This window comes from Bradyrhizobium uaiense (genome assembly GCF_010811875.1).
Classification (GTDB): domain Bacteria; phylum Pseudomonadota; class Alphaproteobacteria; order Rhizobiales; family Xanthobacteraceae; genus Bradyrhizobium; species Bradyrhizobium uaiense.
The window spans coordinates 103,095-117,021 of sequence record NZ_VKHP01000001.1 but is presented as its reverse complement, the minus strand read 5'-3'; the positions used below and the strand labels follow the sequence as shown (position 1 = coordinate 117,021).

General features: G+C 58.6%; 9 protein-coding genes. 5 read left to right on the top strand and 4 right to left on the bottom strand.

The features are described from left to right. Positions 1-75 precede the first annotated feature (75 nt). On the top strand, positions 76-900 hold the full coding sequence (locus FNJ47_RS00385) for a nodulate formation efficiency C protein (protein WP_235999245.1): 825 nt from the start codon (positions 76-78) through the stop codon (positions 898-900). A gap of 457 nt (positions 901-1,357) precedes the next feature. Here the strand turns inward: FNJ47_RS00385 and FNJ47_RS00380 are convergent, their stop codons facing one another. Then, the gene (locus FNJ47_RS00380; protein ID WP_235999242.1) at positions 1,358-1,534 is read right to left on the bottom strand and encodes a hypothetical protein; all 177 of its coding nucleotides are present in this window, start codon (positions 1,532-1,534) and stop codon (positions 1,358-1,360) included. Positions 1,535-2,393: 859 nt separating this feature from the next. Here FNJ47_RS00380 and FNJ47_RS00375 point away from each other — a divergent pair. Both FNJ47_RS00375 and FNJ47_RS00370 read left to right on the top strand, forming a co-directional pair. Then, positions 2,394-3,119, top strand: a complete 726-nt coding sequence (locus FNJ47_RS00375; protein ID WP_163149332.1) for a thermonuclease family protein — start codon at positions 2,394-2,396, stop codon at positions 3,117-3,119. 11 nt (positions 3,120-3,130) lie between these two features. Further along, positions 3,131-3,874, top strand: coding sequence for a carbonic anhydrase (locus FNJ47_RS00370; protein ID WP_163149331.1), 744 nt, complete (start codon positions 3,131-3,133; stop codon positions 3,872-3,874). Positions 3,875-4,154: 280 nt separating this feature from the next. On the opposite strand, the gene FNJ47_RS00365 is transcribed toward FNJ47_RS00370, so the two are convergent. The 3 genes from FNJ47_RS00365 to FNJ47_RS00355 all read right to left on the bottom strand — a co-directional run bounded on the left by FNJ47_RS00365 (position 4,155) and on the right by FNJ47_RS00355 (position 7,116). Next, complete coding sequence (locus FNJ47_RS00365; RefSeq protein WP_163149329.1) at positions 4,155-4,331, bottom strand: hypothetical protein; 177 nt, start codon at positions 4,329-4,331, stop codon at positions 4,155-4,157. A gap of 99 nt (positions 4,332-4,430) precedes the next feature. Further along, the gene (locus FNJ47_RS00360; RefSeq protein ID WP_163149327.1) at positions 4,431-5,000 is read right to left on the bottom strand and encodes a hypothetical protein; all 570 of its coding nucleotides are present in this window, start codon (positions 4,998-5,000) and stop codon (positions 4,431-4,433) included. 964 nt (positions 5,001-5,964) lie between these two features. Next, the gene (locus tag FNJ47_RS00355; RefSeq protein WP_163149325.1) at positions 5,965-7,116 is read right to left on the bottom strand and encodes an 8-amino-7-oxononanoate synthase; all 1,152 of its coding nucleotides are present in this window, start codon (positions 7,114-7,116) and stop codon (positions 5,965-5,967) included. A gap of 2,592 nt (positions 7,117-9,708) precedes the next feature. Between FNJ47_RS00355 and FNJ47_RS00350 the strand changes: the two genes are divergently transcribed. Then, complete coding sequence (locus tag FNJ47_RS00350) at positions 9,709-10,875, top strand: acyl-CoA dehydrogenase family protein (protein ID WP_163149324.1); 1,167 nt, start codon at positions 9,709-9,711, stop codon at positions 10,873-10,875. 753 nt (positions 10,876-11,628) lie between these two features. Continuing rightward, complete coding sequence (locus tag FNJ47_RS00345; RefSeq protein WP_163149322.1) at positions 11,629-13,341, top strand: MFS transporter; 1,713 nt, start codon at positions 11,629-11,631, stop codon at positions 13,339-13,341. Positions 13,342-13,927 lie beyond the last annotated feature (586 nt).

Sequence of the window (13,927 nt, the reverse complement as noted above, 5' to 3'; positions counted from 1 at the left end):
CAATCGAGGATAGCATTGAGGCTGCCCGCTTTGACGTGTGGATGCAAAACCGATGGTCCGGCCGTTATGAAGAGAATGTCTGCAAGAGGCGTGCTTTGCCTCTGTCAATTGCTGATTTTCCTTGCTGGGCTGGTTGCGACGGGCAACAGTGCGCGAGCCGGCGAAAATGCGCTCGTCGAACGAGTCAAATCAACCTGGCGAGCACGAGACGGTGAAACAATCGAGCACATTGTCTCCAAAGTCTCGAAAGTGGCGCACTTCGTCCCTCGAAACTGGGGAATCGCCGAAGGCATTGACCACACTGAGTATGTTTATCTTTCCTGGACCAGACATCAGGATAACAGATCAGACGAACATTACGTTATTACCTGGAAGGTCGGGACCGACGGAAAGATTGAAGTTGCGTCTCCCTATGCAAAGCCCATCGAACTCGGCTGGCGCGCCATGGCGCTTTCACTCATCGCCAGTGAAGTCACTGACGCCGAAAAAGACGCAAACCTTCGTTTTCTACATGATCCGGTCAATTTCAACTTTGTGACGACCGCGCAGGGCAAGCTCGGAAACCTTCTCCGGCGCGGCCGCTGTCATATCATCGAACCTGTTGTCGTGGATTACGTGACGGCGGCGAATGACAAGCCGACCGAGAAAGCGGACCGGTGGCGCGTTCTGCTGTTGGTGAACTGCAACATACCAGGCCCGCGTTATTATACGGAGAATGGCGTCATCACCTTCGAGAAGCGCGAGGGGCACGATTGGGAGCCGCAATCTTTCCTTGCCAAGAGGATTGCGACCTCTCCTCCCGGCTCCTGGTTCCATCACATAGAGCCAAACGAACGGGACGCGTTGGAGGGGGTACGAAAGGCCTCGACAAATAATCAGGACGGCAGCGCTACTCCTTGAGCACCGGGCGGGTCGGGCCAACAGCAAGACCCATGCGCTGAAATAGTGACGCGTCCAGCTATGCCAGCAGCAGGCAAACCTTTTCTCCGGCCTGCAAGCCCCCAATCGAGAAAGCCAGGCATCAAGATGGCTCTTGCCTCTTCGGACGAGTAGGCGCGGCGGAACCAGTACAAAAAGACACATCCGCTCTCGCCAGCGCGACACGTGTCATCCTTCACGGACCAAGCTAGGCGATGCTGAGGCCAAGCCCGACCCGGCGTGCGCGCAGCGCATCGCGCGACCAACAAGCACCCGCGGGAGCGAGTGCAGCGACGAGACCGGTTTAAGAGGGCCCCCGGGAACGGGGCAGTGATAGCGACGCCGGCATCCTCAATGGCGGCGGGACCCTTTCCCGAGTGCCCCCGGCGAGGAGCTCCGCAGCCTTGCTGCGAGGATCAAAGATCGAACTGAGCTTAATCTAAATTTCGTCGCGCGCATTCGTCTGCGCGTCATAGATCTTGATTTGAAGCGTGGGAAAACGCTTCTTTAGTTCTGCTCCCCCAGCCCGGGCACCGTCTCTGGTTGCGAATTCGGCCTTGAGCCGGCCGTCCACTTCTAGCGCGTAACCAGAGACCGGCAATTCGGGGGTGGCCATAACCATTTCAATTCCATTGTGCGGCGAGGCGGTTGAACATGATGACTAGCGTGAGTCGCCCAGGTCCCGCCAGCGCGAATGCCGCAATGCCTTACTGCAGACACGTGTTGTGGATTAATTCATCGCTCTGAAATCGCGACCAGATCGCCACTCGCAATAGTGCGAGGACGCCCTTGCACCGCACCCGTAAAAGCCGTCCCACATCATTCCGCACGCTCGCCCTTACGCCGAACCGTGCTTTCTTCCGTTCGACGAGCATCGACGGCCGGCCAGGCTTATGGAAGTCATTTCGCGCGCAGCGTTTCAGGGCAATGACGGTCGCGGATGCGGCCCACCGTGTGAGTGAAGCATGGTTGCTTTGTGCCGTGGGACCAAGCGAGAGGCCGATCTCTTTTGCGCAATCACTCTTATCGTGCCTTGCCAGGCCTCCACTTTCCTTACCATCAACCGCATGCAGTCCTGTCGAACGATAGAGACTTAGCAATGCGGCTTCTTCCGCTCGGCGGCGAAGACTAGCACTCGCCTGCTTCTTCCGAGCCCTTGGAGAAATAGCGTGCCAAGCGCCCTTCCCGGGTCGCGAGTCCAGCGCTGAAAACATGCGGGAATATGTCCGGGAGAGAGGGAGCGAGCTTCGGATGCCAGAGCCGCATCGGAAAATGCCCCCGAAGAAATCTCTTGAATCTCACCCAGCGTCAGGTCGTAGGCTGAAAATATAAGCAAGCTTCCACAAAAGCGCTTCCAAAAGCATTGTCGAAAGATGCCGACCAGACGACGACCTGTGCGGTCAGCAGTCGGCTGTGACGACACCGGATCGCTGCGATGTTGTGAGCCGATGAACCAAGAGCGAAAGGATATCAGGATGAAGTACCGCGTAATGATGGCAGCATTGCTCGCTATCATCGCGTCTCCTGTTTGCGCGGCGAAACTGAGCGGTACTCCCCAAATCCTCGACGCCAACATGATAGAGATCGAGCAAATCCGAATTCGGCTCTCGGGTATCGAGGCCCCCGAGACCGATCAGATTTGCCTGGATGCTCATGGTCGGAAATGGGCCTGCGGGGTAGCTGCTCGGAACGCCCTTATCAATTACTCGAATGGACGAATATGGGATTGTCACACCGCAGGAGCAGACAAGTACGGCAGGTCTCTCGGCAGTTGCTTCATCGAGGGCCAGGACGTGAACGCCTGGATGGTAAGCTCCGGTTGGGCACTGTCATCCGATCCATCCACCCATGTTTACGTTATCAATGAGGTGGTGGCGAGCAACGCCTTTGCCGGCCTGTGGTCGGGGGCATTCATCACCCCCTGGGACTGGCGCCGTCGCAACAAGAGCACGATTATTGTCGGCGCGAGCTCGGTGCCGAACAAGGCCCAGGAACTCCTGCTCGGATCCGCTCTGCAATCCGACCCACCCTCGCCCGACTGCCTGATAAAGGGCACGGTCGACGGTGACGGCGAACGCACGTATCACTCTCCGGGGCAACTCAGTTATGAACAAATCGACATGACGAAGAAACCGGCTGAACGCTGGTTCTGCAGCGAAAACGAGGCCGAAGCCATGGGTTGGCATAGAGCCGCACGATAGAGGTCCTATCCATGCATGCAAACTATCCACAGGGCACTCCCTATCCGACCGAGGTCCCTCCTTCCCGCCGCTCGCTGTTACTGTTCGCTCTTTCGGCATTTGTCGTGCCGTTTGCCGGCAACATTGTCGACGCGAAGCAAGCAACAGCGCCGCCGAAGCCGGATAATCAGCTCTCGCCCGATGCTGCACTGAAGCGGCTGATGGAGGGTAACGATCGTTATGTGCAGAGCGTGTCGCGAGGGCGCGATCTGGAACGCGAGCGCCGACTTTTAGTCGATGGTCAGAATCCATATGCGGCGGTTCTGAGCTGCGCCGATTCGCGGGTAGCGCCCGAGCTTGCCTTCGACAGCGGACTTGGTGATTTGTTCATATGCCGCCTCGCCGGTAACTTCGTCAACGATGACACGCTAGCTAGCCTGGAGTACGCGGTCGCCGTACTGAACACGCCGTTGATCCTGGTACTCGGTCACGATCACTGCGGCGCGATAGAGGCCACCATCAACTCGCTTGACGAAGGCAAGCCGGCACCGGGACATATCCGCTCCCTCGTCAGCGCGCTTGCGCCTGCCGTAAGAGGGTCCGGCCACCAACCAGGTGACAGCTCCGCCGATGTGATCCGGCAGAATGTGATCGATAACGTCAATAAACTCAAATCCGCCAGCCCGATCCTGAACCCGGCTGTTGAGCAAAAAACACTCAAGATCGTCGGCGGTCTATATCGGCTCGAAACCGGCAGGGTCGACGTATTGGGCTGACGCAGATGCCTTCGCGCGATCGCCCAGCCGGTGTGCCCTCGCCCCCTCAATCAACTGACACAACATTCGCGGATCCATTGGGCTGCATCAAGTACACCGGAACGTGGATCCGCTTCACGATTGTCATAGCTTCGGGATAATGTTCGCGTGGTCTCCTGATACTGGTCTTATTCTTCGGACGTATGTTGGCAACGCGCGGCCCAGCATCAGGACTCTCGATATCGCGGCCGATGATGTTCATTACCGTAGTCTTCAGCAGCGTTGAGACGGCCACCCGGATTCACCCGCTGCCATCACCCGTGGAGAGGCTCTCCTTCACGTAGTTGTTTTGTGGCCTTATGGTGCGTTCGAAGACGATGCCGACGGCGATTTCACGAAACCGATTCACGCGGGCGCTTCGGCGGCTTGCTGAATCCGCGATCCGCCAGGGGCCGATGCTGTCCAGCCGCTGGCGCAAGCAACGGTCCGTTGCTGAGCTATGAACAGCCGAGATAGTTGGAACCGAATGACCGCAAGACTGTAGCGGCCAGCTCTACTGGTCCTATCTCGGCGCCTTTCACCCAGCCCTCCTGAGCCTGACGAACCCTCCCTGCATTAATTCCGCATTGTAAGTTCGGCCATTGAGGGCAATGGTTGTTGTGTTGTTTGGACTAGGCATGAAGCCCGTTTCCTGCAGCTTCTCGATGAGGGCTGGGGGCGCCCACTGCTCCGGAAGCGGGAAACCTCTACGCGACGTCTCGAAAATGAATGCTCCGAAATCTGGTAGCCCCGCTGGCCCAGCTCCAATATTTTGGTCCTCCGGTGAATTATGAATGAGACGCACGCCGCTAGAGGGGTCCAGCGCGGCCGTATAGCGATGCCCTTTGATCTCATAGGTCATACTCGGCTGGTCGGCGTCAGGCAGGAGACCCAAGTGGTTCAGTCTCTCGACCATTTGCCCGGGGGCGGATTGGGTACCGTGGGAAAACTTGTGCGGAACGGCGAATGAGACATCGAAAGCCGTCTCAGGCACGGCGGATGACGATGGACCGGGTTCATTGATGATCCGACTAAATAGATCATGATCTTCTTGTGTCCAGGCGTACTCTCCTGGAGATCCGCCGCTGTTGATCTCATTGAAATCCATACAGCTCTCCTTCTGTTTTAGTCTCTTGCAGATCCGCACCGCCGTTACGGCCGCCGGTTCGGTCATCGAGAGAGGAGGTCTATGCTAAGAGGCTTGGCTTTCGAGAAGCTGACGAGTTTCGGGGAGACGAGCGCATCGGCAGACGCGGCGGTCGTGGTTCACAGGAAAGGTGATGTCTCGGTCCGGGCTCGAGCTCAGGTCGATAAGTCGAAGCGAGCGACCCACGATCAAATCGACTTTAAGCCGACATCGAGAAAGCGCCGGGGGTGATCCTAAACCTTCCTACAATCCCTCCCGCGGGTGGGAGCTTCGATCCGGATTCCGGACAACATCAATATCCAGCGAGACTATTGTCTAACCGGCCTATTCGAATTCGAGTGTGACCGGCACCTGCCATCCCTTCGGGGTTGCTTTCCCCATCCATCGTCAGATGATAGTCACCTGTCGAGCTTGGCCGTCTTCGCGGCCCGATGACTTGTGCTTAACAGGGGCCTTCCAGCGACGCTGCTCCATCGACATTCGTGAACCTGATTGTTGACTGTGGCGTGGGTCGATCCGCCGATCGGTCGGCATGCTGATGGATGTTCAGTAAGCCTTCAATATCGAACAGGTTGAGAAGCCATACGACGCGGATCGTCCGACCTTGGCCATCAAGCAGGACTAAAGATTACATACAGAAGAATTGCGACGAAGATGGCTGTCCAGCCAACCGATGATATGAAAAGTGCTACTCGCGTCGACATCGGGCTTTTTCTCCTTCGGCAGCCAACGAAGCGGCCGCCAGTGTCGCAATGAGCAGCCTCGTCGAATTTATGTCGAGTTTATGTTTGCGCAGCATAAAGCGGAACTAATGAGCGCAGGACGTCGTAATCACCGATCGGCGGGAGGATTTGCGCGCCCCGGCCCATTCCTTGGAAGATCGTTGACCGATCCGGATGCCGACCAGCATCATGATTGTGGGACCTCACCGTACCTTACCCCAGGTCTCTTCGACCAACGCATCGATCATCTCGGATACATCATCTTGCTCAACATTAAGCGTTAACGAAATCCGCAATCTTGCCCTGCCCGGGGGCACTGGCGGTCGTATTGCTCGGACATCAAAACCGCGCGCCTGCAGTGCAGCGGCCAGCTGCATCGTGCGGGCGTTGTCACCGACCCTGTAAGGAATGATCTGTGAGCTCGAAGGGGTCGGGCGGCCGCAGATGGCGAGCTGACGGTGTGCAAAATCGATAAGATCGATCAGGCGTCGCCGCCGCTCAGGCTCCTCCTGTACAATCAAAAGCGCCTGCCGAACTGCGACTGCCATCAGGGGCAATGGCGCGGTAGCGAAAATAAATGGACGACACCGATTGACCATGAAATCGCGCAATACGCTGGATGCAGTGACAAGAGCACCGGCCGCGCCTAGAGCCTTCCCGCAGGTGTGGAGCACCAGAATATATTCGCGTCCCTGGTATGGCGCTGTGAGCCCCCGCCCCTGCTCGCCGTAAATGCCTGTGGCATGGGCCTCATCCACAACCAGGAACGCCTCGTACCGTTCAGCAATTTCAACCAGATCTGCAAGTGGCGCGAAGTCACCGTCCATACTGTAGAGGCTCTCGACCAAGATCCAGACGCGCCCTACGCCGCCTTTGGCGCGCCAATCGCCAATCGTGTCTTCAACAGATTGAGGATCATTATGGGCTGCTATCCGGAACTCCGCTCGGCCCGCGCGCGCGCCTTCATAAAGGCTGGCATGCACGAGCGAATCGAGAACCAGCAGATCGCCTCGCTGCGGCAGCGTTGTCAGAACGGCGAAGTTTGCGATGTAACCGCTACCGAAGAACAGCGCTGTCTCCGCCCGAAAGAACCGCGCCGCTTCCGTTTCGAGAGCTTCGTGTTCCTCGCAATTGCCGCGCAGGAGCCGTGACCCGCCAGCTCCGATGGGCGTTCCAGCCTTGAGCGCAGCGAACAGAGCCTCCTTCATGCGTAGCGCGCTCGCCAGTGCCAGATAATCGCTGGAAGCAAAATCAACACCTGCGCGTGCCTTGAGGCCGCGCCGCCAGCCCTCTTCTCTCATAGCTTCCACGGCCGCGGCATAGCGCTCAAGCTTGCTTGGATGGGTTAAGTTCATTGCTAGATCCAGCCTATGCCATCGAAAGGGAAGACGAGGGAACGCCGCGCAGTCTTTGATCCTGTTAGAACGCAGCTGTCTGCCCTCAAGCAGAGCGACGCGCGACCTTTGCGCCGTCCCATGGCTGCAGCCAGTCAATCGGAGGCGTCAGTCCCGATTTCGGAACGCTTCGATCACGTAGATGGCCGTCGTCGTTTCGGCTTCTATAAGTTACTTCTTGTCCGCTCAAACGGCTATCCTGGCCACGCGGCCGCGCAATCGATCAAGTCTTTGTCCGACAATCTGGCTCGGGCCACTGGAGCGCGACGCATTTGCGGGACGTTCTACGGCATGCTGGGCAGAGCGGCAAACCACCGCGATACCTTCCGTCGGGTCGGTAGACGCGATGAATAGAAGCGTTGCTGAGGCGCCTTTCGATTTGGGCCATCACGACCACCAGCGCGCGCTCGAACGTCTCAAGGGCGCTCCCAAATGACCGCTCTCAAGGCGAGCCACAGCCGCCAACAGTCAAGTAGAACTGGCATTCCTAGCCTGATCTCCACACGCTCGCCCACTCCGGCGCTGCTGCCGCGGCTGAATCGTCGACATCGCACGGAAACACCTGCGCCACTAATCCCTTGCACCCAAAACACGCTTGACCGAGAGGGCCCGATGAGAGGACGAGCCTTGCGCTGCGCACTCTTTCACTCGCGGATAGTCATGTTGGCAGATTACTGTTCGCCATTCGCGCGCAACCTCGGCACGAACCGGACGAACGCGCACCACGGCAGTGAGTGCGATCTAATTGCATCATAATTGTTCGATACGCACGAACCGTTTCCAACGCCATTGCCGATTCTAGCGCCTGCCGCCCTGATGATCTTGTGGCGCGCATCACCTCAACCGGAGCAGCGTCGCGGTGCAGCCAATGCCACGATAGCGTTCTGACCGGTTTGGGTCGCGAGCTCGGATGTCTCACGATTCGTGACATGGTTTGTTCACTGACACGAATGAGTTCAGTCCAAGCGAGTTTCGACGACGGACCGGAACTCGCAACGCTTCGCTGCGATAGGTCGAATGATCCAACTTGGCAGACCTAACCCGCCGATGTGTCGCGCTAATCCGGAACTCATCCACTCCTTCCGAACTCATAACGCTTCCGGAAACCGCAAAGGAACAGCTCGCCGCAGGTGCAATGGTTGGCACGGTACCTGGGTTCGGACGTTTGGACGGTACAAGGTTTTGACCGATGGTGAGGCGTGAAGGTCTGCTCGCCTGGCCAGCTCGTGGTATCATTGGCCATCGGGCACCTGCGAGCTCTGATCAGGTCCCGTGCGCGTGCAGTGAGGAGGCACGGGAGTTAGGTCGTTCTTCCGGCTGGCTGCCAAGGGTAAACAGCGACAAGTGCCGGCACGTGCTGGCATTGGGCGGTAACATTAGCTTTGCCCGGAGCGTTCCTTACAACAGGGAGCGGCGACATATACAGGCACCCGCGCGCGCCAACATCGATCGCTATTTGAGCTGTCGTATAGCACTGATCTTACCAACAGGGACCGGCAGACGATGACAACGCTGTTGCTGGATGACCTGCATAGTTTAGTTAGGATCCGAGGCAGTTAAAGTTCGTCGAAGAAAGCCGCCAGCGGCCTTCGAAAGAGTGAACCGAGCCAAGAGACTGCGCGACTGCTTTGTGTCCGACACGGCGGAATATGAACAGCGGGTCGCTTGCTGGCAGGCTCGAAAGTCTTCAAAAGCCGCTGGAAGCTCTCTGTAGCCGCTTGCATAAGCTGAGGACCGCAGCACCCAGGCAGGACTTGGCAATGCGAAGGAAGCGTCTGCAGCCGGTCCCTTGCGTTTGTAACGCGGCGTGCGTCTGCCCTCGCCTCTTACCAGGGCGCAAGCGGCACGGTCGAGCCGCGTCAACCCTGGTACAAAGTAGAGAAGTACTGCATGCTCTGCCCTGCATCTCGGGTGCCTTGCAGGATACGCCATATCGCCAAGTCGCAGTGACGGCAAATAGCCGAGGCGGGCTCGTCCGCGGTCGGGGTCCATGTCAGTCATTCACCTCGCACCCTGTCCGCTTGATGACACGATGTGGCTGGAACGAGACACAGATGACGCTCACATCCCGCTGACTCGGCTCGTGCCATGCGATTTACTTCCGCGGAAACACAGCTGACAGGCCATGTTTGATGGCACATCGATTGCTGGCGAGACGATAAACGGATCCATAGGTTCGTGAGGCCTCGCAACTCCCAGCCTGAGAAGAGATGACAAGCAAGCGCTATCGTCAACTCGTCAACTCTCGCAGTCATGATCAAACAGATGAGGACGGATGCCGCTGCAGTCGTTTGCTCACCGGTCCAACCTCAAGGGCAGCGCCGACGGCCACGTCTTGCTCGGCCTTCCGGCCTCTCAAGACAGTGCTTTTGACCTAATCCGTACGGCAAGCGGTTTGGAGAGGAAGGGGCCTGCAGGCTGGTCACGATCGATATCAACTGCGGCAATGGGAGATCTTCTCCGGCCTCACTCAATACGGCCGGCTCTGCCATGCGCTCGCAATCTCCATCAATGACCGGCTACACCGCTGGTGTCTCACCACGGAGGGCAAACATGAACGCTCCGCCAGGAATGATCGCACCAGAAACAGATGTTTCGGCTACAACGAGTGATGATCTGTCGCTGCTGCTGGCCGATATCCGCGCGCGCCGAAACGAGTTCGCCCGCGCGCAGAAGGTTCCAGACGACGTTATTCAGGCATTCAAACGCATTGGCGTCTACCGGGCTCTGGCCGCCAAACGTTTCGGCGGCGACGAGAGAACGCCTGCCGATTTTTGCCGCCTGATCGAGCGCATATCCGAAGCGGACGGATCAGCCGGCTGGGTCGCCAGCTTCGGCGACGGGGCTCGCTACCTCTCCGCTCTCCCTGAAGACACGCTTTGCCGCGTATATGCCAATGGACCTGACGTGGTGTACGCGGGTGCAGTTTTCCCGCTCCAGCCCGCTCAACGAAGTGCCGACGGGTTTGTTGTGAACGGCGTGTGGCCTTTCGCCAGCGGATCACCGGGCGCGGAGCTAATTGGCGTTGGAATCACTTTAGACGATGATCCAACAAGTGGACTTGCACGCATAGCCGTGATGCCGGCCGACAAGGTAGCGATCCGTCCCAATTGGGACGTCATCGGCCTGCAAGGCACCGGCAGTCATGACATCGTTGTCGACAATGTTATTGTACCAGAGGAATGGACACTGATCCGCGGCGGTCCACCGGCTTTCGACGGACCCCTCCATCGTTATCCTTCGGTGACTTTCGCTGCGCAGGCGCACGCGATTGTGGGCATCGGCATTGCGCGCTCCGCGCTAGACGAGGTGATTGCCATGAGCCGGGGCCGCGCCTCGATTACTGGAGCGCCGGTGATGGCAGAGCGCGGCTATATCCAGCTGGAGGTCGCCAGAGCCGAAGCCATGCTGCGCTCCGCACGCTCCTTCTTCTATGAAGCCACCGAGGAGCTATGGAAGGAAGCGTTGCAGGATACGGTCCAGTCGACTACGACGACCCTGATGCGGCTTGCCGCGACCAACGCCGCCCGACAGAGCGCCGAAGTCTGCAAGATCGCGAGCGGTCTCGCAGGAACGCAATCACTCTATACGACGAGCAATCTTGCGCGCGCGATGTGCGACAGTTTCGTGGTTGCCCAGCACGCAGCCTTGAACGAAGGAACACTTCAAAGTGCAGGTCGTCTCCTGCTCGGACGTTCAGCACCGGCAGGGTTTCCATGAGGACCGGCCATCCACGAGTACCTCCGCACGACCCGCAACAACGGATTGCCGAATCCCGCATCATGCTCGCTCGCCCGGGAACTCGTCCGGAAGTGTGAGACGCTTATGCGAGCGACTAGATTGCCAAGCGGGAAGCCTTGAACCAGGCTACGGGAACAATCCGCGTGTTCACGGAGCCGATGTCGCAGCTCACAATTCATCCGAGCTGCGACAAACTTGCAGCCATTGGGTAAAAACTCTCGGGCCGAGCCGGGATAGCTCGATCTGTTGCATCCCATTTGCGTTCTAGATGGAGATCCTTCGCCGCAGTCTCGGTCGTGCGGGATAGGAGAGGCCGCCTACCCTATTCTGGGTTGCAACCACTCGCCCCGAGAGACAACAAGGTCCATCAAACGCTGCGAAGCCCGTGAACTATGGATAGTGCTGTGACATGGGCCTTCGGCTTGTTAGCAGAGAGGGTCGCAGTTCACTCTACCCACCGACAAGCGATTCCGCACTCGTCGACTCCGCCATTTGTACGCTGCGTACAAAGTTTTGCACGCGAGCGATGCAGCATCTGTTCTACGTGTCCATGTAAGCGATGCGCTGGATGCAGCATAAAGTCACCAATGAACAGCGCTTACTGGAATGGAAGACAGGCAGTCGGCGGAACATCGTCATCTGATTGGCGTCTTATTCCGCTGCGATATCAGGTCGGGAACATGCTTGTGATCCGCACCAGAATCAAATCATGATAGATCATCACGATCTAACATGAGCGATTCAACCAAAGTCCCGTCGCGTAGCGCCGAAAGTATCTCGGCGCCTCTGCGGCACGCGACCTTCCGTCGCATCTGGATTGCGAGTCTCCTGTCCAATGTCGGCAGCTTGATACAAGGTGTAGGTGCAGCCTGGGCGATGACGCAGATGACGTCATCAGCTGACAAGGTGGCGTTGGTGCAGACCGCGCTGTTGCTGCCAGTGATGCTGATTTCAATACCAGCGGGCGCAATCGCTGATATGTACGATCGCCGCATCGTGGCACTGGTTTCGCTTGGCATCGCGCTCGCCGGCGCAACTGGCCTTACGGTGGCCGCCTGGCTTGGCCTGGCCACACCGAACGTCTTGCTCGTACTCTGCTTCGTGGTCGGCAGCGGCATGGCGCTTATGGGACCGGCCTGGCAATCATCCGTAAGCGAACAAGTGCCGTTGGAAGCGCAGCTACCTGCGGCCATTGCGCTGAATGGCATCAGCTACAATATCGCACGGAGCGTCGGCCCAGCGATCGGCGGCGTGGTGGTAGCTAGCGCCGGTGCAGTGGCCGCATTCGCGCTCAACGCGCTGCTCTATCTCCCGCTGATGGCCGCGTTGTTCCTTTGGAAGCGCGTCCGCGCCCCCTCACGCCTGCCGCCTGAAAGATTGAGCCGCGCAATGGTATCTGGCGTGCGCTACATCAGCAATTCGCCATCGATCAAGGTCGTATTGCTTCGCACCCTTGTAACCGGCGTTGGAGCCGGCGCGATTACTGCGCTGATGCCTCTGGTGGTGCGGGATCTATTGCACGGCGACGCCCAGACCTACGGCATCATGCTTGGTGCTTTTGGCGTGGGGGCCGTGGTCGGCGCGTTGAACATTGCCGAGATCCGCAGGCAGATGAGCGGCGAAGCTGCGATTCGCGCCTGTGCATTGTCTATGGGCGCGGCGATGGCTGCCGTGGCGCTGAGCCGCCAGCCGGTATTGACCGCGGCCGCGCTGGTTCTGGCAGGAGCCGTGTGGATGCTGACATGGGCGGTGTTCAACATCGGAGTTCAGCTGTCGGCGCCACGCTGGGTGACCGGTCGCTCGCTCGCGGCCTATCAGGCGGCGAGTTCAGGCGGGATTGCCGTCGGCAGCTGGGGTTGGGGCCATCTGACGGACGCGGCCGGCGTTGAAACCGCGCTGCTTTTGTCGGCCGCGCTGATGCTCGCCTCACCACTCATCGGCCGTTGGCTACCCATGCCCCGGGTCGGCGCGCACGGCGAAGAGCCCGAGCTGCTCGCCGATCCCGAAGTACGGCTCGCCTTGACTGGACGTAGCGGGCCGCTCGTCGTCGAGATCGAATACCGGATTGCACAAGAGAATGCCCGCGCGTTTCACAACGTCATGCAAGACGTGCAATTGTCCCGCCAGCGCAACGGCGCCTATGGCTGGTCGATCGCGCGCGACATCGCCGATCCCGAATTGTGGACCGAACGTTATCACTTTCCGACCTGGCTCGATTATTTGCGCTGGCGCAACCGCCCGACCCAATCGGAACGAGCGCTGGAGCGGCGGGCCATTCACTTCCACATCGGTCCTGCACCGGTACGTGTTCGCCGCATGCTGGAAAGGCCATTCGGCTCGGTACGCTGGAAGAACGACACACCCGAGCACGCGAGGGCGGAAATGCGGCCCGAGATAGTAAGCGCGGCAAACGCACGTAGCCGGCCGCTTCGGCCGACGAAGTAACCCGGTTTGCCAAAGCCCGGAACCTTCGCGAACGGATGTGCTTGAATATGCAGAATGCCGAGTTTCGGGCAGGCTGTACGGCTTGTCCAAAGTGCGAGCGGCCCGCCAGCGAATCCGATCTTATGACCAAGGCCGGCCGCGTCACTCGATCAATGATGCACTTCTGACAGGCTTCGAACTTCATCCGCTCTTGTTACGCCGCGCTTCAACGAGTTATGGCGCAACAACGCTGCAAATATGCACCATCACGCGGCGAAAGCAGGAATAATGCAACCAGAATCGCCAAGAATTCACCTTGGCGAACTGCTTCTCTGTGCCTCCTTATAGGTTCAATCGAGGGTGATTCATGCGCAATCATGACCTTGTCTCCGGTAGTCTTCTCGCGCTGACCGCAACCAGCTTCGCACTCCTCTGCTCAAGCCTGCTCGTCTTTGCTTTCATTTGAAACGGGCGCCGGTTGCCTTGTCGCCTTATGAAGGCTGGCCTCGCTATCAAGTATCCAGGGTTCGACGACCTCTAAGGACCGACAAGGATTCTGACCTAGTCGCGGCTCGGCTAACGCCGAGAGCATCGCGATGACCTCGTG